General features: G+C 74.6%; 24 protein-coding genes. 22 read left to right on the top strand and 2 right to left on the bottom strand.

Annotated elements, in window-relative coordinates; genetic code table 11:
• Positions 1–21: 21 nt before the first annotated feature.
• The 10 genes from FKD65_RS09850 to FKD65_RS09805 all read left to right on the top strand — a co-directional run bounded on the left by FKD65_RS09850 (position 22) and on the right by FKD65_RS09805 (position 13,616).
• Positions 22–933, top strand: a complete 912-nt coding sequence (locus FKD65_RS09850; protein ID WP_141577161.1) for a c-type cytochrome — start codon at positions 22–24, stop codon at positions 931–933.
• On the top strand, positions 930–2,039 hold the full coding sequence (locus tag FKD65_RS09845; RefSeq protein ID WP_141577160.1) for a ubiquinol-cytochrome c reductase iron-sulfur subunit: 1,110 nt from the start codon (positions 930–932) through the stop codon (positions 2,037–2,039). Before FKD65_RS09850 ends, FKD65_RS09845 begins: the two co-directional genes overlap by 4 nt.
• Positions 2,036–3,670, top strand: a complete 1,635-nt coding sequence (locus tag FKD65_RS09840; protein WP_141577159.1) for a ubiquinol-cytochrome c reductase cytochrome b subunit — start codon at positions 2,036–2,038, stop codon at positions 3,668–3,670. Before FKD65_RS09845 ends, FKD65_RS09840 begins: the two co-directional genes overlap by 4 nt.
• A 94-nt stretch (positions 3,671–3,764) precedes the next feature.
• Entirely contained in the window at positions 3,765–4,892 is a 1,128-nt protein-coding gene (locus FKD65_RS09835; RefSeq protein WP_141577158.1) for a glycosyltransferase family 4 protein, read from the top strand.
• 1,001 nt (positions 4,893–5,893) lie between these two features.
• Positions 5,894–8,116: a peptidoglycan DD-metalloendopeptidase family protein gene (locus FKD65_RS09830; protein WP_141577157.1), complete on the top strand. Its 2,223-nt coding sequence runs from the start codon at positions 5,894–5,896 to the stop codon at positions 8,114–8,116.
• A gap of 16 nt (positions 8,117–8,132) precedes the next feature.
• Positions 8,133–9,128, top strand: a complete 996-nt coding sequence (locus FKD65_RS09825) for a hypothetical protein (RefSeq protein ID WP_141577156.1) — start codon at positions 8,133–8,135, stop codon at positions 9,126–9,128.
• Positions 9,125–10,636, top strand: a complete 1,512-nt coding sequence (locus FKD65_RS09820; RefSeq protein WP_141577155.1) for an NADH-quinone oxidoreductase subunit NuoF family protein — start codon at positions 9,125–9,127, stop codon at positions 10,634–10,636. Before FKD65_RS09825 ends, FKD65_RS09820 begins: the two co-directional genes overlap by 4 nt.
• A gap of 125 nt (positions 10,637–10,761) precedes the next feature.
• On the top strand, positions 10,762–11,394 hold the full coding sequence (locus FKD65_RS09815; protein ID WP_240810058.1) for a DUF4142 domain-containing protein: 633 nt from the start codon (positions 10,762–10,764) through the stop codon (positions 11,392–11,394).
• A gap of 30 nt (positions 11,395–11,424) precedes the next feature.
• Entirely contained in the window at positions 11,425–12,858 is a 1,434-nt protein-coding gene (locus FKD65_RS09810; RefSeq protein ID WP_141577154.1) for a DUF1996 domain-containing protein, read from the top strand.
• A 71-nt stretch (positions 12,859–12,929) separates the two neighbouring features.
• Positions 12,930–13,616: an NAD(P)H-binding protein gene (locus tag FKD65_RS09805; protein ID WP_141577153.1), complete on the top strand. Its 687-nt coding sequence runs from the start codon at positions 12,930–12,932 to the stop codon at positions 13,614–13,616.
• A gap of 19 nt (positions 13,617–13,635) precedes the next feature.
• Here FKD65_RS09805 and FKD65_RS09800 read toward each other — a convergent pair whose 3' ends face one another.
• Positions 13,636–15,426, bottom strand: coding sequence for a long-chain fatty acid--CoA ligase (locus FKD65_RS09800; RefSeq protein ID WP_141586683.1), 1,791 nt, complete (start codon positions 15,424–15,426; stop codon positions 13,636–13,638).
• 230 nt (positions 15,427–15,656) lie between these two features.
• Here FKD65_RS09800 and FKD65_RS09795 point away from each other — a divergent pair, with 230 nt between their 5' ends.
• From FKD65_RS09795 to FKD65_RS09770, 6 genes are all read left to right on the top strand, one after another.
• Entirely contained in the window at positions 15,657–16,352 is a 696-nt protein-coding gene (locus FKD65_RS09795; protein ID WP_141577152.1) for a copper homeostasis protein CutC, read from the top strand.
• A 93-nt stretch (positions 16,353–16,445) separates the two neighbouring features.
• The gene (locus tag FKD65_RS09790) at positions 16,446–17,213 is read left to right on the top strand and encodes a metallophosphoesterase (RefSeq protein ID WP_141577151.1); all 768 of its coding nucleotides are present in this window, start codon (positions 16,446–16,448) and stop codon (positions 17,211–17,213) included.
• Positions 17,214–17,275: 62 nt separating this feature from the next.
• Entirely contained in the window at positions 17,276–17,710 is a 435-nt protein-coding gene (locus tag FKD65_RS09785) for an SRPBCC family protein (protein WP_141577150.1), read from the top strand.
• A 94-nt stretch (positions 17,711–17,804) separates the two neighbouring features.
• A complete protein-coding gene (locus FKD65_RS09780; RefSeq protein ID WP_141577149.1) occupies positions 17,805–18,290 on the top strand; it encodes a hypothetical protein in 486 nt (161 codons plus the stop codon).
• Between the two features lie 49 nt (positions 18,291–18,339).
• On the top strand, positions 18,340–19,308 hold the full coding sequence (locus tag FKD65_RS09775; RefSeq protein ID WP_141577148.1) for an ROK family glucokinase: 969 nt from the start codon (positions 18,340–18,342) through the stop codon (positions 19,306–19,308).
• 2 nt (positions 19,309–19,310) lie between these two features.
• Positions 19,311–20,012: an endonuclease/exonuclease/phosphatase family protein gene (locus tag FKD65_RS09770; protein ID WP_141577147.1), complete on the top strand. Its 702-nt coding sequence runs from the start codon at positions 19,311–19,313 to the stop codon at positions 20,010–20,012.
• Here the strand turns inward: FKD65_RS09770 and FKD65_RS09765 are convergent.
• Entirely contained in the window at positions 20,009–20,869 is an 861-nt protein-coding gene (locus FKD65_RS09765) for a hypothetical protein (protein WP_141577146.1), read from the bottom strand. The genes FKD65_RS09770 and FKD65_RS09765 overlap by 4 nt on opposite strands.
• 365 nt (positions 20,870–21,234) lie before the next feature.
• Here FKD65_RS09765 and FKD65_RS09760 point away from each other — a divergent pair, with 365 nt between their 5' ends.
• From FKD65_RS09760 to FKD65_RS09735, 6 genes are all read left to right on the top strand, one after another.
• On the top strand, positions 21,235–21,972 hold the full coding sequence (locus FKD65_RS09760) for a 1-acyl-sn-glycerol-3-phosphate acyltransferase (protein WP_141577145.1): 738 nt from the start codon (positions 21,235–21,237) through the stop codon (positions 21,970–21,972).
• The gene (locus FKD65_RS09755; RefSeq protein WP_240810057.1) at positions 21,959–23,146 is read left to right on the top strand and encodes a MacS family sensor histidine kinase; all 1,188 of its coding nucleotides are present in this window, start codon (positions 21,959–21,961) and stop codon (positions 23,144–23,146) included. Before FKD65_RS09760 ends, FKD65_RS09755 begins: the two co-directional genes overlap by 14 nt.
• A 26-nt stretch (positions 23,147–23,172) precedes the next feature.
• Entirely contained in the window at positions 23,173–23,811 is a 639-nt protein-coding gene (locus tag FKD65_RS09750) for a response regulator transcription factor (RefSeq protein WP_141586679.1), read from the top strand.
• A gap of 69 nt (positions 23,812–23,880) precedes the next feature.
• Positions 23,881–24,888: a TIGR04222 domain-containing membrane protein gene (locus FKD65_RS09745; RefSeq protein ID WP_141586677.1), complete on the top strand. Its 1,008-nt coding sequence runs from the start codon at positions 23,881–23,883 to the stop codon at positions 24,886–24,888.
• Positions 24,875–25,747 (top strand): DUF692 domain-containing protein, encoded by an 873-nt coding sequence (locus FKD65_RS09740; protein WP_205718615.1) that lies wholly within the window; start codon positions 24,875–24,877, stop codon positions 25,745–25,747. Before FKD65_RS09745 ends, FKD65_RS09740 begins: the two co-directional genes overlap by 14 nt.
• Positions 25,744–26,193, top strand: coding sequence for a hypothetical protein (locus FKD65_RS09735; RefSeq protein ID WP_141577144.1), 450 nt, complete (start codon positions 25,744–25,746; stop codon positions 26,191–26,193). The genes FKD65_RS09740 and FKD65_RS09735 overlap by 4 nt, the downstream gene beginning before the upstream one ends.
• Positions 26,194–26,310: the final 117 nt, after the last annotated feature.

Below are 26,310 nucleotides of genomic sequence, written 5' to 3'. Positions count from 1 at the left end.
ATGACCCGAACGGGGACTTCCGTGAAAAGGATCACCGCATGGCGACGGCGCCCGTGGGCGGGCTACGCCGTCGTGCTGGCGGCCCTGGCGGCGATCGGCGCGATCTACGCCGGCTTCTCGCCGCGGACTGACCGAGCCGAGGCGCAGACCACCGCCCAGGCGGCGCAGGACCTGAAGAACGGCCAGCAGCTCTTCAACAAGAACTGCGCGAGCTGCCACGGGCTGAACGCCGAGGGCACCAAGGACGCCAAGGGCAACCCGATCGCCCCGAGCCTCATCGGCGTCGGCGCGGCGTCCGTCGACTTCCAGGTCGGCACCGGCCGCATGCCCGCGGCGAACCCCGGCGCGCAGATGCCGCGCAAGACGCCGATCCCCGAGTTCAACACCTCGATCAAGACCGACTACGAGGAGAAGGACAAGCGGGAGGCGGCCGAGAAGCAGAAGGCGCAGGCCGAGAAGAACCTGTCCGACCTCAGCGCCTACGTCGCCTCGCTCGGCGGCGGCCCGGCGGTCCCCCCGGCGTCGGCCGTGGACCCGAAGACCGGCGACGTCGCGCTCGGCGGGAAGCTGTTCCGCACCAACTGCGCGCAGTGCCACAACTTCACCGGCCAGGGCGGCGCGCTGACCGGCGGCAAGTACGCGCCCTCGCTGTCGAACTCCGACGTCACGCCCACCCAGATGTACGAGGCCATGCTGACCGGCCCGCAGGCGATGCCGGTGTTCAACGACACCACGCTCACGCCGAAGGACAAGCAGGCGATCATCGCCTACCTCGTCCAGACGCGCGAGGAGCCGAACCCCGGCGGCAACGGCCTCGGCCGCATCGGCCCGGTGACCGAGGGGCTGGCCGGCTGGCTGGTCGGCATCGGCCTGCTGGTCCTGGCCGCCATGTGGATCACCGCGAAGAAGCCGAAGAAGCTGAAGAAGTCATGAGCGACGACAACAAGGACGACAACAACGGCGCGGCGGGCCGGCCCGGCCCGCGCGAGCGCGTGATCGGCACGCCGTCCCCCGCGCGGGAGAAGGCGCTGCTGGCCGAGGACGACATCTCGGCGCCCGCGGGCGTGGGCGAGCAGCTCGACGAGGCGTCGGCCAAGCGGGCCGAGCGGATCGTCGCGACGCTCTTCCTGGTCGCGTTCGCCTCCAGCGTGGCGTTCATCGCCTACTTCATCGGCTGGAGCGGCCGCGACGGCGGCATGCACGGCGTCACCAGGGCCCGCGAGTCCAACCTGTGGCTCGGCGGCCTGATGGCGCTGTCGTTCCTCGCGCTGGCCTTCGGTGTCACCATCTGGGTGCGCCGCCTGATGACGAGCAAGCCGATCGTCCAGGAGCGGCACGAGATGGCCGCCGACGAGGAGACCCGGGCGGCCTTCACCGAGGACTTCCTGGAAGGCGCCGACGACAGCGGCATCACCAAGCGGCCCCTGCTGCGCCGCACGCTGCTGCTGGCCGCCGCGCCGCTCGGCCTGGCCCCGCTGGTGCTGCTGCGCGACCTCGGCCCGCTGCCGGAGAAGCGGCTCCGCCACACCTACTGGGGCGAGGCCGTCAAGAAGGCGCAGGCGGAGGGCAAGAAGGGCGTCCGCCTGGTCGTGGACGGCACCAACAAGCCGCTGCTCGTCAGCGACTTCTCCTCCCCGGGCTCGATGATCACCGTCCTGCCCGAGGGGATCGAGGAGGAGGTCCCCGAGGACCAGGTGCTGACGCAGGAGGCCAAGGCCGTCACCATCCTCATCAACGTTCCCGCCGACCAGTTCAAGCCCGCCAAGGGGCGCGAGAACTGGCACGTCAACGGGATCGTCGCCTACTCCAAGGTGTGCACGCACGTCGGCTGCCCCGCGGCCCTGTACGAGCAGACCACGCACCACATCCTGTGCCCGTGCCACCAGTCGACCTTCGACGCCACCGACGCGGCGAAGGTCATCTTCGGGCCGGCGGCCCGGTCGCTGCCGCAGCTGCCGCTGGCCGTCGAGGACGGGTACCTCGTCGCCACGAGCGACTACCACGAACCCGTCGGACCGAGCTTCTGGGAGCGCGGATGAGCGAGGCGACAGCCCCGAAGGCGGTCGAGGCGCCGCTGACGTTCCTCGACGACCGCCTCGGCTCCACCACCTTCTTCAAGCGGAACATGAAGAAGGTCTTTCCGGACCACTGGTCCTTCATGCTGGGCGAGATCGCCCTGTACTCCTTCATCATCCTGCTGCTGACCGGGACGTTCCTGACGCTCTGGTTCCAGCCGAGCATGACGGAGACCGTGTACGACGGCTCGTACACGAAGCTGCAGGGCGTGACGATGTCCGAGGCCTACGCCTCGACGCTGCACATCAGCTTCGACGTGCGCGGCGGCCTGCTCATGCGGCAGATCCACCACTGGGCCGCGGTCCTGTTCATGGCGTCGATCCTCGCGCACATGCTGCGCGTGTTCTTCACCGGCGCCTACCGCAAGCCGCGCGAGCTCAACTGGCTGATCGGCATCGGCATGTTCACGCTGGGCATGCTGGAGGGCCTGTTCGGGTACTCCCTGCCCGACGACCTGCTGTCGGGCACCGGCCTGCGCATCACGCAGGGCGTGGCGGAGTCGATCCCGGTGGTCGGCACCTACATCTACATGTTCCTGTTCGGCGGCGAGTTCCCCGGCCAGGACATCGTCCCGCGCCTGTACATGCTGCACATCCTGCTGATCCCGGGCCTGCTGCTCGGCATGGTCACCGCGCACATGATGATCATGTGGGTGCAGAAGCACACGGCGATGCCGGTCAAGCACCAGAGCGAGCACCAGGTGTACGGCTACCCCTTCTACCCGGTCTTCATGGCCAAGACGGGCGCCTACTTCCTGTTCACCTTCGGCGTCCTCGCGCTGCTCGGCGCGTTCGCGCAGATCAACCCGATCTGGCTGTTCGGCCCGTACGACCCCGGCGCGATCTCCTCGGGCTCCCAGCCCGACTGGTACATGGGCGTCCTGGAGGGCGCGCTGCGCATCATGCCGAACTGGGAGGTCTCCGCCTGGGGCCACACGGTCAGCTTCAACGTGCTGATCCCGGCGCTGGTGCCGCTCGGCATCGTGTTCGGCGGCGCGGCGGCCTGGCCGTTCGTGGAGCAGTGGGTGACGGGCGACAAGCGCCACCACCACGTGAACGACCGGCCGCGCAACGCCCCGGTCCGCACGGCGACGGGCATGGCGGCGGTCGCCTTCTACGGGCTGCTGTGGCTCGCCGGCGCCAACGACGTCATCGCGGAGAAGTTCCATGTGTCGCTCTTCGCGACGACGTGGTTCTTCCGGGCCGCGTTCTTCCTCGGGCCGATCGTGGCGTTCATCGTCACCAAGCGGATCTGCCTGGGCCTGCAGCGCCGGGACGCCGACGTCGTCGGGCACGGCGTGGAGAGCGGCGTGATCATGATGTCGCCGGACGGGAAGTTCTCCGAGCGGCACGAGGCGCCGCGCGACGAGGAGCGGCACGTCCTGCTCTCCAAGGAGAACGCCCGGCCCGAGGCCCCGGCCCGGGACGCCCGGGGCATCCCGGCGCCCGGCACCAAGGGCCCGATCGGGCACCTGCGCTCGCGCCTCAACCGGGCGTGGACGTTCGACGACATCCCCGTCGAGGAGCACGAGCACCCGCACGGCGAGCAGGCGGAGATCGAGGGCGGCGCCGCGTCGCACGAGGTCCGGCACTGACCGTCCGCGCATCGGGGGCCCGTCACCGCGCAGCCGGTGGCGGGCCCCTCCGCGTGCCGCGGGGGCGGCGGCACGGCCCGCGGGGCGGTCGGCGATGACCAGGACGCTGTTCGTCACCAACGACTTCCCGCCGCGGCCGGGCGGCATCCAGGCGTTCGTCCACGGCCTCGCCGTGCGGCGCCCGCCCGGTTCGGTCGTCGTCTACGCCCCGTCCTGGAAGGGTGCGGCGGAGTTCGACGCGAGGCAGCCCTTCCCGGTCGTCCGGCACCCGGGGACCCTCATGCTGCCGGAGCCGGGGGTGCTGCGGCGCGCCGCCGACGTGCTGCGCGCCGAGCGCTGCGACACGGTCGTGTTCGGGGCGGCGGCGCCGCTCGGCCTGCTGGCCCCGGCGCTGCGCCGCCGCGGCGCGGAGCGGCTGGTCGGCATCACGCACGGGCACGAGGCGGGCTGGGCGTCGCTGCCGGTGGCGCGCAACCTGCTCGGCCGCATCGGTGACGGCGTCGACGTCCTGACCTACCTCGGCGAGTACACCCGGTCCCGGATGGCGCGCGCGCTGTCGCCCGAGGCGGCGGCGCGGATGGCCCGGCTCGCCCCCGGCGTCGACGAGGCGCTCTTCCACCGCGGAGCCGGAGGCGAGCGGATCCGGGCGCGGCACGGGCTGGCGGACCGCCCGGTGGCGGTGTGCGTGTCCCGGCTGGTCCCGCGCAAGGGGCAGGACACGCTCATCCGCGCCTGGCCCCGCGTCCTGGAGTCCCTGCCGGACGCCGCCCTGCTCCTCGTCGGCGGCGGCCCCTACCGCGGCGACCTGGGACGACTCGCCGCGTCCCTCGGAGTCGACCGCTCGGTCGTCTTCACCGGCGGCGTCCCCTGGGAGGAGCTGCCCGCGCACTTCGACGCGGGCGACGTCTTCGCCATGCCGTGCCGCACCCGCCGCCGCGGCCTGGACGTGGAGGGCCTCGGCATCGTGTACCTGGAGGCGTCCGCCACCGGCCTCCCCGTCGTCGCGGGCGACTCGGGCGGGGCCCCCGACGCCGTCCTGGACGGTGAGACGGGCCTCGTGGTGCCGGGACGCTCCGTTCCCGGCGTCGCCGAGGCGGTGACGGGCCTTCTCCGGGATCCGCGGCGGGCCCGCGCCATGGGGGACAAGGGCCGGGCCTGGATCGAACGGGAGTGGCGGTGGGACGTCCAGGCGGGCCGCCTGGACAGGCTGCTCACCCCCTGAACGTGACCGTCCCCGGGGCGAGGGCCCGCCCCCGCGCCGTAGGCGGGCCCTCGCCCCGGGGACGGCGGCTCAGTGGCGCCCGGTCGCGCCGGGCCCGCGAGTGCGCCGTCCCGGGCCCGGGCACCCGCGGGTGCCCGAGCCCGGAACCGCGCCCTGGGCGCATGCCCCGCCCCCGGAGACCGACTCCACGCGGACCGCCCCTGCCGAGGTGGGGTGGGTGTGATCCGCCACCGCCCGTCCCGGTGCCCTCGTGGGAGAGAACCTGGAGTCGGGCACGCCGTGCGGGACGGCCGGCGGGAACGGATCGGGTCCGCGTGGACGGGAGCGCGGGGCACGGCCCCGGCGTCCGGCACCGTGGGGCCCGGCCCCGCGACGATGCCCGGCCGCGGACGCGCAGGAGGCGTGGACGGCTCCCGGGGAGATCCCGTGTCGCGGTGATCGTGCCATCGGAGCCCACCTCCTGCCGCTGCTTGCGTCCGCGGTCGCTGACGTTTCCGAAGCTAGAGCCGTTCGCGGCCCGCCCGCGACGCCATTAATGCGCACTTAATGAGCGGATCAGCCATCGCTAAGCCGTCGTCCGCCGGAGGGCCGATCGGCGGGTGGGGAAGGGGGGCGCGGGCGGTGCCTCGTCCGGCACCCGGGCCCTTCGCGGGGAGCGCTCGGTGCCGTCCCCGCAGGGGCTCGAGCTCCCGCCCCTGCCCCGGACGGGTGAACGGGAGGAGGCCCTCCGCGCGTATTCATGGAGAGCGGAAGCGCCGTGCGGGACAAGGGAGATTGGCCTTTTTTGGCACCGATTAACATCTAACCGGCTTCAGGGGCGTATGCTCCCGGAGTGATCGGGCGGGTTCGCGAGAATCCGTCCGGGGATCGCGGTGGGAGCGAGCGGGCTCCGACGCCGCGTTCCCGCAATGTCTCAGCAGGACGGCCGCCGGGCGACGCGCCCGGCGGCACGGAACCTCTCGGCGTTCGCCGTGCTCTCCGTCTCCTCCACAGGAGACGACATGGCGCGACGCGATTACGGGCATGCGTCCCGGAGCCAAACGCATGCTTCACCGTGGGCGGAGACGTCCGCGCGCCCGTCCTCGGGACCTGAGCCCAGGCGCGGGCTCTGGTCCGAGGACCCCCAGTGGCCGGAAGGCTCCTGGTGGTCGGAGCAGCCGGACGGGGCCGAGCGGGGGCGCAAGGCGTCCCGGCGCGAGCCGAGGCCGGCGCGGCGCGAGACGAAGCGGCGCGAGGCCAAGGCCCGCGACCGCCGCTCGGCCGAGGGCTCCGAGCGGCCGCGTCCCCGGCCGCGGGCGCAGTGGCCCGAGCCGCCCGAACGGCGCGGCGGCGGGAGCGAGCCCTTCGACGCGCGCGGCGGCTACGACCCCGCGGGCTACGACGCCCGCACGAGGCGGGACCCCCGCACCGAGCGGCGGGACGCCCGGACGGAGCCGTTCGACGCGCGCAACGGCGGGCGGGACGCCCGCGCCGGGCGGCGGGACGCGCGGACGGAGGCGTTCGACGCGCGCACCGGGCGGCGGGACGCGCGGACGGAGGCGTTCGACGCGCGCACCGGGCGGCGGGACGCGCGGACGGAGGCGTTCGACGCGCGCACCGGGCGCCGGGACGCGCGGACGGAGGCGTTCGACGCGCGCACCGGGCGCCGGGACGCCCGCACCGAGGCGTTCGACGCGCGCAACGGCGGGCGGGACGCCCGCGCCGAGCGGCGGGACGCGCGGACGGAGCGGTTCGACGCCCGCACCGAGCGGTTCGACGCCAGGAGCGAGCGGTTCGACGCCAGGAGCGAGGGGCTCGGCGGGCCGGCCGCACGGTCCGGCCGGGACCGGTCCCGCGAGTTCCCCCCGCGCGGCGGGCGGTCCCGCCGCACGGAAGGGCCGCGGCCGGGTCCCCGCGCGGAACGGCGGCCCGAGCGCCGGCCCGCGCGTCCGGCGCGCCCGGAGCCGCGGCGCCGCCAGTCGCCTCCGCGTCCCGGCCCGAAGGCGACGCCGCGCCGCGGCAGGCGGCCCACGGACCGGCTGAGCATCGGCGCGATCGTCCTGTCCACCGCGGTCGGCCTGTCCCTGCTGGGCATCGCCGAGCGCGCCCTGCTCGACGGCGGACCGGTCGGCGGGTCCTCCGGCCCGGTCGGCTCGCAGCGCGCGATCAAGCCGCCGCGGCCCGGCACCGGGACGCCCGCGCAGCCGCGGCAGCCGCAGCAGCAGCCCCCGGGCACCGGCGGCGCGGCCGCCCCGCCGGCGAGCCCCGACCTCGGGGTCCTCGCCACGCAGGTGCGGAAGCTGACGCTGGCGCAGCGGGGCGCGGCCGCGCGGCAGGCCTACGGGGCGGCGCTGACCCGGCAGCCGTTCGTCGGCGTCACCCGCCAGAGCGCCGACAAGACCTGGGTCTTCGGCACGAGCGCGATCCCCGTCCCGCCGACCAGCGCGGCCGCCCCCGAGCTCGCCTTCTACGCCGCGCACTGGACGGGCGGGCGGTGGCAGACCGCGCTGTCGGGCGGGACGGCGTTCGCCACGCTCCTCGGAACCGCCCCCGCGAACCTCATGTCGGCGTCGGAGTCGCGCCTCGTGCGCAAGTACGGCGCGCTGAGCTCCGCGCAGGCCACCACCCTGCTCAACGGGACGCGGGCGGGCGACCGGCTGATGCTGCCCTGGAAGATCGGCCAGGCGTGGTCGATGACGACCTCCGACGACGCCACCACCTCGCGCCCGCTGGCGTCGCTGGCCTTCTCCGGCGGCGACGGCCGCGTCCTCGCCGCGGGCGCCGGCCGCCTCTACCGGTTCTGCTCCAGCGAGGCGGGCGCGGTCGTCATGGTGATCCACCCGAGCGGCCTCGCGTCCACGTACTACGGGATGCGCGGCGTGACCGAACTGCGCGACGGCAGCGTCGTCGAGCAGGGCGACACGCTCGGACGCACCGGCACGGCCCGTCCCTGCGGCGGCGCGGCCGCGCCCCGCGCCGAGGTGGGCTTCGGGCTGCGGCGCGGCGGCGGCGCGGTCCCGCTCGACGGCGCCGCGATCGGCGGCTGGACGTTCCAGGAGCGGGCCAAGCCGCTTCTCGGCTTCGCCCAGCGCGGCGTCCTCCAGGTTCTTCCCGGGGGCCTGCTGGCCAACCTCGGCCCGGTCCCCGCTGCGGACGACTCCCCGTCGTCATCGCCGTCCCCCGGCAAGAAGCCGAAGAAGGACGGCGCCGGATCGGCCGGCGTCCCGACGCCGGCCGCAACCTAGAAGTGGAGTCCGAGCGGTGCGAATTCGCAACAGTGATGATCCCGCGGTGCCCGCCTGGGCGCTGCGCCTGGTCCTCGCGGGCGCGGTGCTGGTACTGGTCGGCGCGGCGACCCCGCAGGGCGCCGTCGCGGTCGCGAACGTGCAGTACTTCCTCAGCTTCTACGCCGGCGTCTTCGCGCTGGTGTCGCTGACCACCGCCGTGATGAGCGGGGTGCTGGCCACCGAGCGCCTCATCCTGAAGATCCGGCACCGGGTGCTCGCCCAGGCGGTGCACCGCGCCTCCGCCGTCATCGCGACCGCGATGCTGGTGGCGCACATCACGGTGAAGGTGATGAGCGGCCTCGCGCTGCCCGTCCAGATCGTGGTGCCGGACGGCGGCGCGATCGGCCTCGGCACCATCGCCTTCGACCTGATGATCCTCATCGTGATCACCGGGCTGATGCGGGCGCGGTTCGCGATCCGCGGCAAGGCCTGGGTGTGGCGGTCGATGCACGCGATCGCCTACGTGTCCTGGCCGATGGCGATCGTGCACGGCCTGATCACCGGGCGGTCCGCGGCGCCGTGGGTCGTGCTCAGCTACGTGATGAGCGTGGTGTTCGTCGCGCTCGCGCTGGTCACCCGCATGGTCGTGGTGATCAAGCCGCGGGACGTGCACCTGGCGGGCGAGGAGGTCGAGTCGTTCTCGCTGCCGGACGGCGCGGGCCGCCGCCGCGACCGGCGCGCCATGGCGGCGCGCGAGCACGAGGAGGGGCGCGCCGCCGCGCTGGCCCGCGCCCGGGCGCGGGAGGCCGGGTTCGACGACCCGCGCGACTCCGGCGACGCCCGCGACTACGACGACGCCCGCGACTACGACGACGCCCGCGACTACGACGACGCCCGCGACTACGACGACGCCCGCAGCTACGACGACGCCCGCGACTACGGCGGCCGGCGGGCCTCCCGCCAGACCGTCGCCGACCCGCGCGGCATGCCCGTCACCGGTCTGGGCAATGACACCGAGGTCCTGCGATGACCTCGACCGTCACCGTCTCCAACATCGGCGGCCCCAGGCTGACGCTCGGGTTCGACCGGTTCGACCGGCTGGACCTCGACCGGCACCTCGCGGTGCACGGCAGGCTCCGCGCGCCGGCGCTGGACGACCTGGTCCAGATGGCGGAGCAGGTCGACCTGAGGGGACGCGGCGGCGCGGGCTTCCCGTTCGCCCGCAAGCTGATGGCGGTCGCGGCGCGGGTCAACTACCCGACCGCCGACCAGACCGCGCTGCTGCCCGGCGAGCGGGGCGACGAGCGCGGGTCCAGCGAGGACGTCGTCGTGGTGGTGAACGGCGCCGAGGGCGAGCCCGGCAGCTCCAAGGACAAGGTCCTGCTCGGCCGGGCCCCGCACCTGGTGCTCGACGGCGCGCAGATCGCGGCGAACGCGCTCGGCACCCAGCGGATCGTGCTGGCCGTCGAGAGCGACGAGGCCGCCCGGTCGGTGCGCGCCGCGATCAGCGAGCGGCGGATGCCGGCCCGGGTCGTCCGGCTGACCGAGCGGTTCATCTCGGGGGAGAGCGGCGCGGTGATCCGCGCGATCAACGGGGAGACGCCGATCCCGCCGGGCGTCAAGGTCCGCGCGTCCGACTCCGGGGTGGACGGCTACCCCACGCTGCTGTCCAACACCGAGACGTTCGCGCAGCTCGCGGTGCTCGTCTCCCTCGGCCCCGACCTGTACGCCTCGGCCGGGACCGACGACGAGCCGGGCACCACGCTGCTGACCATCGGCGGGACCCAGGTCGTCGAGGCCCCCCTCGGCACGCCGCTGCGGGCCGTCCTCGACCACTGCGACGTGCCCGCGTCTCCGGGGGTGCTCGTCGGCGGGTACCACGGGATGTGGCTCGACCAGGCCGCGGTGTCGCGGGCGGTGCTGTCGCGCGCCGGGATGCGGCGCGTCGGCGGGACGGTGGGCGCCGGGATCATCCTGCCGCTCACCCAGGGCACCTGCCCGCTGGGCGAGGTCACGCGGATCGCCTCCTACCTGGCCGCCCAGTCCGCCGGGCAGTGCGGGCCCTGCCGGCTCGGGCTGCCCGACGTCGTCCGCTCCCTCATGGCGCTCACCGAGGGGGCCGGGACGGTGGAGGACGTCCGCCGCGCCGCCGGCGTCGGCCGGGGCCGCGGCGCCTGCACCCACCCCGACGGGACGGCGAAGTTCGTCCTGTCGGCGATGGAGGCCTTCACCGCCGACATCGACGCGCACCGCTGGGGCGGGGGGTGCGGCCAGTCGACCTACGGGGTCCTGCCGCTCCCGGTGCCGGACGGCACGGAGGGGCGGGTCGCGATCGACTGGAGCCGGTGCGACGGGCACGGCCTGTGCGCCTACCTCGTGCCCGAGCTGATCCAGCTCGACCGGTACGGCTTTCCCGTCGTGCTCGGCACCGACATCCCCTCGTGGATGGAGAAGGACGTCCAGAAGGCGGTCGCGATGTGCCCCGCATTGGCACTGCGCGTCGTCGGCGGGATCCCCGGAGCGCCCACTCGGCGCTGATTCCGCCGCGCGGAAAAAATGACAACAGGTGGACTTCGTTGAACCCGCGAGCGGGGCGGTGCGTATCTAAGGAAGAACCCGCGCCGGGTCCGTCGAGAGATCCTTGAAAGGAGGGACGAGAGCCCTTGAGGAAATCCTACGGAATCGCCGGAAAGCGCACGCTCCCGCGCCTCGGCAAGGGACGCCTGATCCTGGTCCTGGCGGCCGCGGCCGCCGTCGTGGCGGCCTTCGCGGTCATCATGAACCCGGTCGGCGTGCCCGCCAGCGGCGCGGCGAACCTCGGTGGCACCGTGAACACGCGCTGGGGCCGGCTCAGCACCCTCGACCGGCAGCTTCTGGTCAAGGTCCGGCAGGCCGGCCTGTGGGAGATACCCGCCGGCCAGCAGGCCTCGCAGCGCGCCTCGAGCCCCCGGGTGAAGCAGGTCGGCGAGATCATCATGCGCCAGCACATACAGCTGGACGCCGACGTCCGCGCCGAAGCCCAGAAACTCGGCGTGCTCCTTCCCAACGAGCCCAACGGGAGCCAGAAGAGCTGGCTGAGGGAGATGTCGGGCAAATACGGCGCCGACTGGGACAAGACGTTCGTGCTGCGGTTGCGTGCCGCCCACGGCCAGGTCTTCACGATCATCGCCAAGGTGCGCGCGGCGTCCGAGAACACCGAGATCCGCGCCTTCGCCGAGCGGTGCTTGAAATTCGTCAACACGCACATGTCGCTGCTGGAGAGCACGGGCCTGGTTCCCAGGCGCGCCCTGCACTGACGTACACCCCGCAAAGGGAGCACTTTTTCCATGGGACGAAAGAAGAAAGCCTTCGCCGCGGTGATCCCGGCGTTCGCCCTGGTCGCGACGGCCTGCGCGGGGACCCCCGGCGCGGCGGCGCAGCCGTACACCCCGGTGACCACGAAGGCGGCGAACCCGGCCGCCTACCCGGCTCGGCCCGCCGACGGCTCCGGCATCCCGAAGCTTCAGGGTGCGGGCCAGACGACCCCGCCGACCGACCCGCAGGGCGGTCAGCAGCCCGGTGGCCAGCAGCCCGGCGGTGGCCAGACGGGTGATGGCGGCCAGATGGGCGACGGTGGCCAGATGGGTGACGGTGGCCAGATGGGCGATGGCGGTCAGATGGGCGACGGCGGTCAGATGGGTGACGGCGGTCAGATGGGCGATGGCGGCCCGATCGACGGCGGCCAGACGACCCCGCCGGCCGACCCGCAGGGCGGCCAGCAGCCCGGTGGCGGCCAGAACGGGGGCCAGAACGGCGGGCAGAACGGCGGGCAGAATGGCGGCCAGAATGGCGGACAGAACGGCGGGCAGGCACCGGCGAATCCGGAGTTGCGCGCGGACCAGTTCGTCGACATCCGCAAGGCGCCGCGCGTGCGGCAGCCGCGCCGCAGCCGCCAGGCCTCGACCGGCGTGTTCGCGTCCAGCTGCGGTGTGAACGAGGGCCAGGCCCACAGCAACCCCGACAACGTGCTCGCGGCCCCCGGCGTCGTCAACGGCGCGCACCACATCCACGACTACGTCGGCAACCTCGACACCAACGCGTTCTCCACCGACGAGACCTTCGCCGCGGCGGGGACGACCTGCACCAACGGCGACAAGTCGGCCTACTTCTGGCCGGTGATCCGGCTCCGCAACGGCCAGGACAACTCCGACCGGGCGCAGCAGAGCACGGCGGACGGCAACGTCGGCAGCATCGTCACCCCGGCGAGCGTGAAGCTCCAGTTCCTCGGCAACCCGCGCAGCAAGGTCACCGCGATGCCGCGGTTCATCCGGGTCGTCAGCGGCGACGCCAAGGCCGTGGTGAACGGCCGGGCGAACGCGCACGCCAACTGGACGTGCAGCGGCTTCGAGAACCGGGCGTTCGCCGACAAGTACCCGCTGTGCCCGCGGGGCAGCAAGGTGCTGCGCGTGCTGAACTTCCCGAGCTGCTGGGACGGCCAGAACACCGACAGCGCCAACCACCGCGACCACATCAAGTTCCCCGACCAGGCGACGGGGCAGTGCCCGCAGGGCACGAAGGCGGTGCCGCAGCTGCGGATGACGCTGGCCTACAACCTGCCGGCCAAGCCGCTGGCGTTCGCGCTGGACAGCTTCCCCGAGTCGGGCCACGACCCCGTGACCGACCACGGCGACCTCATCAACGTGATGGACGACCAGCTCATGGCGAAGGCGGTCAACGCGATCAACGGCAAGGCCGGGACGCGGATCAAGCGCCGCCGCTGAACACCACCCGATCCGCCGGGACCCGGTCGCGCGTCCGCGCGTCCGGGTCTCCGGCGTCCTACGATCGCGGCATGAACATCGTGATCGCGGGCGGGCACGGGCAGATCGCGCTGCGGCTGTCCCGGCTGCTGGCCGCACGGGGGGACACCGTGCTGAGCATCATCCGCAACCCCGGCCACGCCGGGGACGTCAGGGACACCGGAGCCGAACCGGTCGTGTGCGACCTGGAGTCGGCGACCGCCGACGAGGTCGCCGGCCATCTGGCCGGGGCCGACGCGGTCGTCTTCGCGGCGGGGGCGGGGCCGGGCAGCGGCGTCAGCCGCAAGGACAGCGTCGACCGGGCCGCCTCGGTGCTGGCGGCGGACGCGGCCGAGCGGGCGGGCGTCCGCGGCTTCGTGCAGATCTCCGCGATGGGCGCCGGCGAGCCGCCCGCGCCCGGGCGCGACGAGGTCTGGGAGGCCTACATCAGGGCCAAGGGCGAGGCCGAGGACGACCTGAGGCGCCGCGACGCCCTGGACTGGCTGATCCTGCGGCCGGGCCGCCTCACCGACGACCCGCCCACCGGGCTCGTGGCGCTGGCGGAGCCGCCGATCGGGCACGGCGCGGTCACCCGCGACGACGTGGCCGCGGTCATCGCCGCCCTGCTCGACGCGGGCGGCGTCCGCCGCCTCACGCTGGACCTGCTGAACGGCTCCACCCCGATCGAGGACGCCGTCGCCGCCCTGCGCCCGGCCCCCGGAGGCGGGCCGGGCGCGTGAGCGCGGGCGGCGCCCCGGTTCAGCCGGTGTAGAGGGCGTCGATCTCGTCGGCGAAGTCCTTCATCACCACGTTGCGCTTCACCTTCAGGCTCGGCGTCATGTGGCCGGCCTCCTCGGTGAAGTCGACGCCGAGGATGACGTGCTTCTTGATCGCCTCCGCCCGGCTGACCGACTTGTTGGCGTCGGCGACCGCGGCCTCGACCTCGGCGACGAGGTCGGGGTCGCGGCGCAGCTCGTCCACCGTCATCGCCTCGGGCTTGCCGTGCCGGGCCTTCCACGGGCCGAGCGCCTCCTCGTCGAGGGTGACGAGCGCGCTGATGAACTTGCGGCCGTCCCCGACGACGAGGCACTGGCTGATCAGCGGGTGCGCGCGCAGGCGGTCCTCCAGCGGGGCGGGCGCCACGTTCTTGCCCGCCGCGGTGACCAGGATCTCCTTCTTCCGGCCGGTGATCTTCAGGAAGCCCTCGTCGTCGAGGGAGCCGAGGTCGCCGGTGTGGAACCAGCCGTCCTCGAGGGCCTCCTTGGTGGCGGCCTCGTTGTTCCAGTAGCCGCCCATGACGTTGATGCCGCGCACGAGGACCTCGCCGTCCTCGGCGATCCGCACGTCGACGCCCGGGATCGGCGGCCCCACCGTGCCGATCTTGAGGGCGGAGGGCCGGTTGACGGCGGCGGGCGCGGTCGTCTCGGTGAGGCCGTAGCCCTCCAGGATCGTGATGCCGACGCCGCGGAAGAAGTGCCCGAGGCGCTCGCCGAGCGCGGCGCCGCCGGACACCGCGTACTGGACCCGGCCCCCGACCGCGGCGCGCAGCTTGCGGTACACGAGCACGTCGAAGACCTTGTGCCTGGCCTTCAGCCCGAACCCGGGGCGGCCCTCGTCGAGCGCCCGGCTGTAGGCGACCGCGGTCTCGGCGGCCGCCTTGAAGATCTTGCCCTTGCCATCGGCCGCGGCCTTCTGCTCGGCGCCGTTGTAGACCTTCTCGAAGACGCGCGGGACGGCCAGCAGGAACGTCGGCCGGAACGAGGCGAGGTCCGGCAGCAGGTTCGGGACGTCGCTGTGCCCGAGCACGATGCCGCCCTCGATGGTGGCGACCTCGATCAGCCGGGCGAACACGTGCGCCAGCGGCAGGAACAGGAGCGTGGAGCTGCCCTCGACGGCGACCTCCGCGATCGCCCCCTGCACGGCGTTGCGCGCGGTGGACACCAGGTTCCCGTGCGTGATCTCGCAGCCCTTGGGGCGCCCGGTGGTGCCCGAGGTGTACACGAGCGTGGCGATGTCGGCCGCGCCGCGGGAGCGGCGGCGCTCCTCGACCACGTCGTCGCCGACGTCCGCACCGAGCCTCGCGACCTCCTCGACCCCGCCCGCGTCGATGCCCCACACGTGCGCCAGCCCCGGCAGCCGGTCCCGGATCTCCGCCACGGTCGCGACGTGCGCGTCGGTCTCGGCGAACACGGCCTTCGCCCCGGAGTCGCCGGCGATCCACTCGATCTGCTCGGCGGAGGACGTCTCGTAGATCGGCACGGAGACCGCGCCCGCCGCCCAGATCGCGTAGTCCAGGACGGTCCATTCGTAGCGGGTCCGCGACAGCAGGCACACCCGGTCCCCGGGCTCGACGCCGGCGGCGACCAGGCCCTTGGCGACCCCCGCCGTCTCGGCCGCGAACTCCGCCGCGGTGACGGCGCTCCACGCGTCGCCGCTCTTGCGGCGCAGCACGATCCGGCCGGGCTCCTGCGCGGCCCGGGTGAAGGGCGCGTCGGTCAGAGTGGCGGAGTCGGGTACCTCCACCATCGCGGGGACGCTGAACTCGCGCACGGCCCACTCCTGTAATAGGTCTTCGAGGTCGGCGGGGCCCGCGCGGACCGGCCGCTCGGCCGGCGGCGTGCGGGTCCCTGGAAGCCGCATGATACCCACGAGTAGGAACAATGCCGCGAGCCGCGGCGGTTAACGGCCCGGCAAAGACCGCCCGCCCGGCCCCGGGGCGCGCCGCCGGTTCGCCTACGCTTGGGCCGGTCGCACAACGCACGCGGGTCCCGGGGGTCGCCATGCCGCTGCTCGAAGTGATAGCGCTGACCGTGGCCGACGCCCACGCGGCGCAGGAGGGCGGCGCCGACCGCATCGAGGTCGTCGCCGACATGGCCGCGGACGGGCTCACCCCCGATCCCGACCTGGTGGCGGCCGTGCGGGACGCCACGTCGCTTCCGATGCGGGTGATGCTGCGCGCCAACGCGGGGTTCCGCACCACCGGAGCCGAGCTCGACCGGCTGCGGCGCGCCGCGGCCGGCCTCGCCGACGCGGGCGCCGACGGGTTCGTGCTCGGCTTCCTCGACTCCTCGGGACACGTCGACGCGGGCGCCACCGGCAAGCTCGCCGCCGACACCGACCCGCTGCCCTGGACGTTCCACCGGGCGCTCGACCACGCCGCGGACCCCGCCCAGGCCTGGAGCGCCGTCCGCGGGTTCGGCGGCCGCCTCGACACGGTGCTCACGGCCGGCTCCGCCCGCGGCGTGGACGCCGGGGTCGACGTCCTCGTCCGGCGCGCCGCCGGCGACCCCGCCGCGGCCGAGATGATCATGGCGGGCGGGGGGCTGCGCCGCAAGCACGTCGCCGTCCTGTCCGCCGCGGGGATCAGCGCGTTCCACGTCGGCACCGCCGTGCGGCCTGACGGCGACTGGGAGGCCGAGGTGGACCCGGTCCTGGTCCGGGAGTGGCGCACCCTCGTGGCGGCGGCCGCCGGCTGACCGTGCCCGCCGCCGGGCGTGCCCTCCCCCTTGGCGGGCCTTTCCCTTGACCCGCCCGTTCAACGGAGCGGGGTGCGCGATTACATTCGGTTCATGAGGATCCATGTGGTGAGCGACGTCCACGGCCGTGCGGACGCGCTGGCGGGCGCGGCGGACGGTGCGGACGCCCTCATCTGCCTGGGCGACCTGATCCTGTTCGTCGACTACCACGACCACGGGCAGGGGATCTTCGCCGACCTCTTCGGCCAGGACAACGCCGACCGCTTCATCGCCCTGCGCACCGAGAAGCGCTTCGACGAGGCCCGCGAGTTCTCCCGGGGCCTGTGGGCCTCGCTGGACGGGGACGCCAGGCCGCACATCGAGCGCGCCGTGAACCGGCAGTACGCCGAGCTGTTCGCGGCGATGCCCGCCCCGGCGTACCTGACCTACGGCAACGTCGACGTCCCCCGCCTCTGGGACGCGCACCTGCGCGACGGCCACCGGGTCCTGGACGGCCAGACCACCGAGATCGGCGGGCTGCGCTTCGGGTTCGTCGGCGGGGGACTGCGCACCGAGTACCGCACCCCCAACGAGCTGGACGACGAGACGTTCGCCGCCAAGGTCGAGGCCGTCGGCGAGGTGGACGTGCTCTGCTGCCACATCCCGCCCGCCGTCCCCGAGCTGCTGTACGACACGGTGGCGCGCAGGTTCGAGCGCGGCAGCGAGGCGGTGCTGGAGGCGATCCACCGCACCCAGCCGAGGTACGTGCTGTTCGGGCACGTCCACCAGCCGCTGGCGAGCCGGATCCGCCTCGGCCGCACCGAATGCGTGAACGTGGGGCACTTCCGCGCGCGCGGTGTGCCCTATGTCCTGACGGTGTGACCCATACTCTCCTAGGGACAGCGGGCCCGCAGGGGCCCGGGGCGAGCCGGAGGGAGACGCAGATGGCGGACCGCACGAGTTCCTCCATCACGGTCAAGGCCGGGAAGTCCGAGATCATGGCGGTGATCGCCGATCTCGAGGCGTACCCGGGGTGGGCGAGCGGCATCCGCGAGTTCACCGTGCAGGACAGGGGCGAGGACGGGCGGGCCTCGCGCGCCCGGCTCACCTTCGACGGCGGCCCGTTCAGCGACACCGTCGGGCTCGCCTACACCTGGGAGGGCGACGACCGGGTGACGTGGGAGCTGGTGGAGCCGGGCACGGTCGTCACCGGGCTGCACGGCGCCTACGGCCTGGCGGAGCGGGACGGCGTCACCGAGGTGACCTACGAGCTGGCCGTGGACGTGCGGATCCCCATGATCGGCATGGTGAAGCGCAAGGGCGAGAAGCGGATCATCGACTCGGCCCTCAAGGGCCTCAAGCGCCACGTGGAGGGCTGAGCCCGCCCGCTGGTGGCCGCCCGATCACGGCGCGGAGGCGATAACGGCGCGGAGGCGATACCGTTCACGCCGACGACGGATGGAAGATGGAGTCATGAGCGACCAGTCGGGCGACGTCCTGGACGAGGCGGCCAAGCTCCTCGACGCGTTGATGAAGCGCGTGGGCGGGGGCGGGCGCGCGGGCCGGGAGGAGCCGGCCGGAAACGTGTGGGACCGTGCCATCGCCGACGAGGCGTCCGCGGGGCCGTCCGCGGCCGGGCACGGGCCGCACATCGCCACCGGCGCCCCGGAGTGCCGCGACTGCCCGATCTGCCGGGCCATCGCGATCAAGCGGGAGTCCGGCGGCGACGTGGGACGCCACCTGCGCGAGGCGGGGCGGTCGCTGCTGGCCGCCGCGCTGGACGTGGCCGCGGCGTTCGACCGGACGGGCGGCGCCGGCCGGCCCCCGGCCGCGCGCCCCGACAGGCCGCCGGATGGGTCGCGGGGGGCGAGGGCGGGTACGTCCGATCGGTCGGAACGTCCCGATCCGGGCGACCCGTGGTCGGCCGCCACCGGCGGCGGCCCCATCGACATCGGGTAGGGCGGGAGTGGCTCCAGCCAGGGGCGACGCGAGGAGGAGGAAGGGTTACATGACCCTGACCATCGGCGTGGATGTGGGCGGCACGAAGGTGGCCGCGGGGGTCGTCGACGACCGGGGGACGATTCTGGAGAAGGTCCGCCGGCCGACTCCCTCGACGAACCCCAAGGAGACCGCCGAGACCATCGCCGAGGTCGTCGAACTGCTCAAGGGCAAGTACGAGGAGGTCGCGGCGGTCGGGCTCGGCACCGCGGGCTTCGTCGACGAGACCCGCTCCACCGTGCTGTTCGCGCCGAACCTCGCCTGGCGCGACGAGCCGATCAAGGAGAAGGTGGAGAGCCTCGTCGGGCTGCCGGTCGTGGTGGAGAACGACGGCAACGCCACCGCCTGGGGCGAGGCGCGGTTCGGCGCCGGGCGCGGCGAGAACTTCCTCGTCCTGGTGGCCCTCGGCACCGGCATCGGCGGCGGCATCATCATCAACGGCGAGCTCTACCGGGGCCGCTTCGGCATCGGCGCGGAGATGGGGCACTTCCGGGTCGTCCCGGACGGGCGCCGCTGCGGCTGCGGCAACCGCGGCTGCTGGGAGCAGTACGCCAGCGGCAACGCCCTCGTGCACGAGGCGCGCGACCTGGCCCGGGTGGCGCCCGCGATGGCGGGCCGCCTCCTGGAGCTCGGCGGCGGGCGGCCCGAGGGCATCAGCGGCCCCGAGGTGTCGCAGGCGGCCCGGGAGGGCGACAAGGCGGCGCTGGAGTGCTTCCGGACGATCGCGCACTGGGCGGGCCAGGGCCTGGCCGACCTCAGCGCGATCCTCGACCCGGGCGCCTTCATCATCGGCGGCGGCCTGTCGGACGCCGGCGACCTGCTGCTCGACCCGATCCGCTCCGCGTTCGAGGACGCGCTGACCGGCCGCGGCCACCGCCCGCTGCCCGACATCCGGATCGCCGAGCTGGGGTCCGCGGCGGGCATCGTCGGCGCCGCCGACCTGGCCCGCGTCCGCCCGTTCCAGGACGTGGTCGTCTAGGCGTGGCCGCCGTCCGGCTGCTCTCCTACAACGTCCGGTCGCTGCGCGACGACCCGGCCGCCGTGGCCCGCGTCGTCCGGGCGAACGCCCCCGACGTCGTGTGCGTGCAGGAGGTCCCGCGCTTCTGGGGCTGGCGGCGGCAGCGCCGGCGCCTCGCGCGCGCCTGCGGCCTGCGGGTCGCGGCGGGGCGGCGGGCCTGCGGGCTCGCCGTCCTCACCGTGCCGCACGTGCGCCGCGTGGCCCGCGAGTTCCACCTGCTCACCCCGGAGCGGGGCCTGCACCGCCGCGCCCTCGCGATCGCCGTCCTGGAGGTGGGCGGCGCCCGCCTGATCGCCGCGAGCACCCACCTGGATCTCGTGGACGGCCCGCGCCTGCGCCACGTCCACGAGATCTTCTCCCACCTGGACCGCGCCCGCCGCCGCCACGGCGCCCCGGTGGTCCTCGCGGGGGACGTCAACGAGGAGCCGGGCGGCCGGTCCTGGACGCTGCTCGCCGAACGCTTCCAGGACGCCTACGCGGCCGCCCCGGTGGGCGGCGAGCCCACCTTCACCTCGCGGGCCCCGAAGCGCCGCATCGACGGCGTCTTCGCCGACCCGGCCGTGCGGATCACCGCGTGCGGGGTCCCGCCGGACGGCGCCGGCGACCACCCCCGGGCCACCGACCACCGGCCCGTCCTCGCCGAACTGGCCGTCGAACCGCTCTAGACTATGGCGCCGTCGTCGGGGTCGCGCGGCTCGTCGCCCATGCGCAGGACGAGGGTGACGAACCCGCCGATGAACGCGGCGACGGCGAGGAAGGCGGCCCAGCCGGGGACCTCCCAGTCGAGGATGACGGTGACGAGCAGGTAGACGGGGCCGCCGATCAGCGCGATCCAGGCGCCCTTGGTGAGCGGGTCGGCGCTCGGCAGCGGCGGGGGAGGGGGCGGGACGTAGTGGCCCTCTTCGTCATCGTCGCCGCCGGCGGGGAACTCCGGCGCCTCGGCCGGCCTGATCACGCGGGCGCGGGGGAGCCGCCCGGTGCGGTCCTCGCCCTCGCCCGGGGGGTCGGCGGGCTCGCGGATGTTCTCCTCGTCGGGCCACGGGACCTCGTCGCCCTCGGGGACGGTGTCGAACCCGGCGACGATCTCGGCCCAGATGGCGTCCTCGTCGCGCTCGGCGGCGCCGCCCGGCTCGGCGGCGCCCGCCCGCGGGTCGGCGAGGCCGGTCTCGGTGCGCTCCAGCGCGTCCAGGCGGTCGGCGTCCGGGCGGTCGGCGTCGCCGGGGCCCTCCAGCTCGCCGTCGGAGCCGCGGGCGGAGGCCTCGCGCAGCCGCCCGAGGTGGACGCGCAGGATGCCCTCGGCGGCCGGCTTCATCTCGACGTCCACGTAGAGCCGGTCGAGGACGTCGCCCGCGACGGGCTCCGCGACCGTCTCGGCGATCTCCGGCAGACCGGACTGCGACGCCGCGTAGGCCGCGACCCCCGCCTCGCCGAGGGCCGCCAGCATCGCGTCCGCGAGATGCGGCGCGAGGTCGACCAGTGGGGCGTAGGTGTCCGCTGACAGTCCATTGCCACGGCGACTCACGGGGCCGGCTCCTTCGACGACTCCGGCGTGAACGACGGCACCGGCATGGCGGCCTCCGCTCCCCCCATTGACATGTGGTGTCCGGTGGCGCCCCGCGCGGAGGCGCTCCCGGACACCCCGAAACGTGTGTCCCACGGTATTCGCTGCGCCGCCCGGGACAAGCCCTCCGGCGCACCCGATTGAGATTTACCGCTCCGAGCCTACGTTCATTCCCGGCCCGCCGCCGGTGCGCGGGTCCCGCTGACGGGTACCGGCCGGTAGATCGGTGGGACGGAGAGTGGGAGGATGTCCCATCATCCCCCGTCGGCCAGGGCCGGGCAGTCCCGCCCGGAGGCGTCCGGTCCGAGGAAAGGTGCCCGCGAACGATGCTCTGGTTCTGGATCCTGCTGAGGATCGTCCTCTCCCCGGTCATGTACCTGCTGTGGTGGCCGCGGAACCGGGGGGCCCGCAACGTCCCGAAGCGCGGGCCGGCGCTGATGGTGAGCAACCACCTGTCGTTCGCCGACCACTTCTTCGGCCCGCTGCCGCTGATGCGCCCGATCTTCTTCATCGGCAAGGAGGAGTACTTCACCGGCCGGGGGATCAAGGGGCTGATCAGCAAGGGGTTCTTCACCGGGGTCGGGGTGGTGCCGGTCGACAGGACGGGCGGCTCGGCGGCCGAGGCGGCGCTGCAGACGGGGCTGCGCATCCTCGGCGAGGGCAAGCTGCTCGGCATCTACCCCGAGGGCACCCGGGCGCCCGACAACCGGCTCTACCGCGGCAAGACGGGGGTCGCGCGGCTGGCGCTGAAGTCGCGGGTGCCGGTGATCCCGATGGCGATGGTCAACACCTTCGAGCTGATGCCGCCGGGCAGGCCCTACCCGCGGCTCGGGATCCGGCCGGGCGTGCGGTTCGGCAAGCCGATGGACTTCTCCCGCCACTACGGCCGCGAGGACGACCACGAGGTGCTCCGCGAGATCACCGACGAGATCATGATGGCGATCCGGGCGCTGTCCGGGCAGGAGTACGTCGACCGCTACAGCGCCGAGGTGAAGGCCGAGATGGCCGGCAAGGAGGTGCGTCCGGTGGAGGACGACGACGGAGGGCTGAGTGACCGCGGCTGAGCCGCGCGGCACGGGCCTGGAGACCGCGCTGTGGCGGGCCGTCGCGGTGTACCGCGGCCTCGCGCTGTGCTACGCCGCGATCCTGATCGTCATGAACTCCGGAGGCTACGCCCATCCCCTCGGCGGGTGGGCCGTCCTCGCCGTGATGGCCGCGTGGACCGGGTACGCCTCGTTCGCCTTCGGCCCGGCCTCGTTCGCCCCGGGCGGCCCGGGCCGCCGCGCGCGGCCGCTGCTGGCCGCCGACCTCGCCGCCGCGGCGGCCTGCGTCCTGGCGACGGCGTGGGTGGAGACGGCCGGGAACATCGCCGCCGGGCGCCCGACGCTGCCGGTGTCGTGGGTGGCGGCCGCGGTGCTGTCGTGGGCGGTCGCGGGCGGGCGCCGGGCCGGCGTCGCCGCCGCCGCCGTCCTCGCCGCCGCGAACCTGGCGGTGCACGCGCTCGCCGGGACGGCCGGCGGCATCGGCGGGACGACGTTCAACGGCATCGTGCTGCTGTTCTTCGCGGGCCTCGTCGTCGGGCACGTCGTCCGGCTGGCGCGGCAGGCGGAGGCGCGGCTGGCGCGGGCGGTCGAGCTGGAGGCGGCGACCCGGGAGCGGGAGCGGCTCGCGCGCCGCATCCACGACTCGGTCCTGCAGGTCCTCGCGATGGTGCAGCGGCGCGGCGGCGAGCTCGGCGGCGAGGCGGCCGAGCTCGGCCGGCTGGCGGGCGAGCAGGAGGCGGCCCTGCGCGCCCTCATCGGGGCGGCCTCGGTGCCGCCGCCGAGACCCCACGGCGCGGGCGCCGAGACCGATCTGCGCCCGCTGCTGACCGGGCACGCGTCGACCTCGGTGACGGTCTCGACGCCCGCCACCGAGGTGCGCCTGGCGCCGCACGCGGCCGGGGAGGTCGAGGCGGCGGTGGCGGCCGCGCTCGACAACGTCCGGCGGCACTGCGGCGACGGCGCCCGCGCGTGGGTCCTGCTGGAGGACGGCCCGGGCGAGGTCACCGTCAGCGTCCGCGACGACGGCCCGGGCATGCCCCCCGGGCGGCTCGACCGGGCGGCGGCGGACGGGCGGCTCGGCGTCGCCCAGTCCATCCGCGGCCGCATCGCCGACCTCGGCGGCACCGTCGCGATCGCCTCCGCGGTGGGCGAGGGGACCGAGATCGAGATGACCGTGCCGCGGGCTAGGGTGTGAGCGTGAGCGAGGTTCCCCTCCGGATCATGGTCGTGGACGACCATCCGATGTGGCGCGAGGCCGTGGCCCGCGACCTGGCCGAGGCCGGCCACGACGTGGTCGCGACCGCCGGGGAGGGCCGCGCCGCCGTCCGCATCGCCGCCGCCGCGCGCCCGCAGGTCGCCGTGGTCGACCTCCAGCTGCCCGACCTCAGCGGGGTCGAGGTGACCAGGCGCCTCGCCTCCGCCGAGCCGCCCGTCCGCGTGCTGGTGCTGTCGGCCAGCGGCGAGCAGCAGGACGTCCTGGAGGCGGTCAAGGCGGGGGCGACCGGCTACCTGCTCAAGTCCGCCGCCCGCGACGAGTTCCTGGACGCCGTCCGCCGGACCGGCGAGGGCGACGCCGTCTTCACCCCCGGGCTCGCCGGGCTCGTCCTCGGGGAGTACCGCCGCCTCGCCGCCGCCCCGGCCCGCGAGGACGACGACGCCCCCCGGCTGACCGAGCGCGAGACCGAGGTGCTGCGCCTCGTCGCGAAGGGGCTGACGTACAAGCAGATCGCGCAGCGCCTCGTCCTGTCCCACCGGACGGTGCAGAACCACGTGCAGAACACCCTCGGCAAGCTCCAGCTCCACAACCGCGTCGAGCTCGTCCGCTACGCCATCGAGAAGGGCCTCGACGAGGAGGAGTAGCACGGGGCGAACCGCCGGGGCCGCGCCCGCGTCCAATCGCGCAAAAGTGCATCGCGATGGGAGCGCGCCATGGCGGAGGAGATCCTGGGCCCCCAGTTGGGGTTCCTCGCGGCCCACATCCTGGTCGGGCTGGTTCTTCTGAAGATCCTCCGGAGCCGCCGGGCCGCGGTCCGGCGCGGCACGCCCCCCTTGCGCGGGCTGCACCCGTACGAGGTCGCCTACCTGCACGGCGGCGGGCGGCACGCGATCGCGGCCTCGATCACGGCGCTGCGGCTGGACGGCGCCGTCGACGCCTACGCCGACGGCCGGCTGATGGCCACCGGTCCGTCCGCCTCCGGCCCGCACGCGGCCGGCAAGCCGCTGGACGCGGCCGTCTTCGGGGCGATCGCGGTCGGCCGGGCCGGGACGCTCGCCGAGCTGACCGCCGAGCCGGGCGTGCGCGCGGCGCTCGACCAGCTCCGCGACGGGCTCGTCGCGCTGGGCATGCTGCTCGCGCCGAGCGGGCGCCGCCGGCTGCGGCGGTTCCAGCTGGTCATGTTCGGCTGGGTGCTGGTCGGCTTCGCCGCCTTCGTCATCAGCGACGCCTTCAGCGGGTTCCCGGCCAAGGCCGTTCCGGTGGTCGCGCTGATGGGCCTCGGCCTCGGAGCCCTCGGCCTCGACACCGACGGCGAGCGGACGGAGGAGGGCAAGCAGGCCGTGGAGCGGCTCAAGGAATCCGAGACCGGCCTCGATCCGAAGCACACGCCGTCCTACACCGGGCTGCCGGCGGAGGCCGCGCTGATGGGGGTGGCGCTGTTCGGCACGGGCGCGCTGATGGCGGTCGACTCGGCGTTCGCCCAGACCGTGGGGCTGGGCCGCTATCTGGAGATGACCCGGGTCGCGGCCATCTCCGGGAGCATGTCGGGGTCGTCCTCCTCGGGCGGTCACGTGTGCTCGGCGACCGCCTCGGTCTGCTCGTCGTCCTCCTGTGGTGGCGGCGGCTCGTGCGGCGGCGGTAGCGGCTGCGGCGGTGGGGGCGGCTGCGGTGGAGGCGGAGGAGGCTGCGGTGGCGGAGGAGGCTGCGGTGGGGGGAGCTGACGTGCGGCTGGGCGTGGGGATCGGCTGGCGCCCCGAGATCGCCGGATTCGTGGGCGCCCTGCCGGGGCTGCGGTTCGCCGAGGTGATCGCCGAGTCGGTGCACCCGGCGGACCCGGCGCCCGAGCTGCTCGCGCTGCGCGGCCGGGGCGCGGCGGTCGTCCCGCACGGGGTGCGGCTGTCGCTCGGCGGCGCCGAGCCCGTGGCCGCCGAGCGCGTCGCGCACCTGGCCGCCTGCGCCGAGGCGCTCGGCGCGCCGCTGGTGAGCGAGCACGTCGCGTTCGTCCGGGCGGGCGGGGTCGAGGCCGGGCACCTGCTGCCGGTCCCGCGCACGCGGGCCGGCCTGGACGCGCTGACCGCCAACATCCGCCGCACGCAGGCGGAGTTGCCCGTCCCGCTCGCCGTGGAGCCCATCGCCACGCTCTTCGACTGGCCGGACGCCGAGTACACCGAGGCCGACTTCCTGACCGAGCTGCTGGAACGCACCGGCGCCCTCCTCCTGCTCGACGTCGCCAACGTGTACGCCAACGCGCGCAACCGGGGCGAGGACCCCGTCCGCCTCCTCGACCGCCTCCCTCTCGACCGCGTCGCCTACTGCCACGTCGCGGGCGGCTCGGAGGAGGGCGGGAGGTACCACGACACGCACGCCGCCGCCGTCCCCGCCGAGGTCCTGGACCTGGTCGGGGAGCTGTGCGCGCGGCACCGGCCGCCCGGCCTCCTGCTGGAGCGCGACGGCCGCTACCCGCCCGCCGCGGAGCTGCGGGCCGAGCTGGACGCCATCGCCGCCGCCTCCGGCCTGGCGCACGTCACCCGGGCGGATCCGGCCCATGAGCCGATGGCGCACGAACCGGTTCGCCGATGAGTGATCCCGACCCGGAGCTGGCGGCGGCGCAGGAGGCGCTCGTCCGGGCGATGACGGCGGGCGGGCCGATGCCGGACGGGTTCGACGCCGAGGCGGTGCGGGCCGCGGCGCACGGGATCCTGCTCAAGCGCGCGGGCGAGGTCGCCCGCGCCTGGCCCGCCCTGGCCGCCTCGTACGGGACGTCATGGAAGGGCGCCTTCGCGGCGTGGGCGGCCGAGCGTCCGACGCGCGGCTCGTTCCGGGACGGCTGGGACTTCGCGCGAGATCACCGCGACCGTCTCGCGGGCGGCGCGGCGCGGGAACTGGCGCTGGCCGAGGTCCGGTGGTCCTATGACGGGCGGGAACCGCCGCGCCCGCGCCGGGCGGGGGCGCGGCGCCTGCCCGGAGGTGTGGCGGTGGGGTTCCGGGGGCGGCTCCGCGTCCTCGGGCGCGGCCCCTCCGGCTGAGAGGGCGGATCCGGGAGATCGAAGTGCCGCGGGCCCCCGCCACGGGTTATGGTCTAGACCAATGTCGGCGTGCCGGGAGATTCCGAGGCCCGCGCCGCCGTGCGACGACTAGTCTGG

Origin of the sequence: Actinomadura sp. WMMA1423 (genome assembly GCF_006547145.1) — a bacterium.
Classification (GTDB): domain Bacteria; phylum Actinomycetota; class Actinomycetes; order Streptosporangiales; family Streptosporangiaceae; genus Spirillospora.
This window is presented reverse-complemented; position numbering and strand designations above follow the sequence as displayed.

Coding starts and splice junctions, on each gene's coding strand:
- FKD65_RS09845 (WP_141577160.1), top strand. CDS start 930: ATGAGCGACGACAACAAGGACGACAACAACGGCGCGGCGGGCCGGCCC.
- FKD65_RS09840 (WP_141577159.1), top strand. CDS start 2,036: ATGAGCGAGGCGACAGCCCCGAAGGCGGTCGAGGCGCCGCTGACGTTC.
- FKD65_RS09835 (WP_141577158.1), top strand. CDS start 3,765: ATGACCAGGACGCTGTTCGTCACCAACGACTTCCCGCCGCGGCCGGGC.
- FKD65_RS09830 (WP_141577157.1), top strand. CDS start 5,894: ATGGCGCGACGCGATTACGGGCATGCGTCCCGGAGCCAAACGCATGCT.
- FKD65_RS09820 (WP_141577155.1), top strand. CDS start 9,125: ATGACCTCGACCGTCACCGTCTCCAACATCGGCGGCCCCAGGCTGACG.
- FKD65_RS09810 (WP_141577154.1), top strand. CDS start 11,425: ATGGGACGAAAGAAGAAAGCCTTCGCCGCGGTGATCCCGGCGTTCGCC.
- FKD65_RS09805 (WP_141577153.1), top strand. CDS start 12,930: ATGAACATCGTGATCGCGGGCGGGCACGGGCAGATCGCGCTGCGGCTG.
- FKD65_RS09795 (WP_141577152.1), top strand. CDS start 15,657: ATGCCGCTGCTCGAAGTGATAGCGCTGACCGTGGCCGACGCCCACGCG.
- FKD65_RS09790 (WP_141577151.1), top strand. CDS start 16,446: ATGAGGATCCATGTGGTGAGCGACGTCCACGGCCGTGCGGACGCGCTG.
- FKD65_RS09785 (WP_141577150.1), top strand. CDS start 17,276: ATGGCGGACCGCACGAGTTCCTCCATCACGGTCAAGGCCGGGAAGTCC.
- FKD65_RS09780 (WP_141577149.1), top strand. CDS start 17,805: ATGAGCGACCAGTCGGGCGACGTCCTGGACGAGGCGGCCAAGCTCCTC.
- FKD65_RS09775 (WP_141577148.1), top strand. CDS start 18,340: ATGACCCTGACCATCGGCGTGGATGTGGGCGGCACGAAGGTGGCCGCG.
- FKD65_RS09760 (WP_141577145.1), top strand. CDS start 21,235: ATGCTCTGGTTCTGGATCCTGCTGAGGATCGTCCTCTCCCCGGTCATG.
- FKD65_RS09750 (WP_141586679.1), top strand. CDS start 23,173: ATGGTCGTGGACGACCATCCGATGTGGCGCGAGGCCGTGGCCCGCGAC.
- FKD65_RS09745 (WP_141586677.1), top strand. CDS start 23,881: ATGGCGGAGGAGATCCTGGGCCCCCAGTTGGGGTTCCTCGCGGCCCAC.
- FKD65_RS09735 (WP_141577144.1), top strand. CDS start 25,744: ATGAGTGATCCCGACCCGGAGCTGGCGGCGGCGCAGGAGGCGCTCGTC.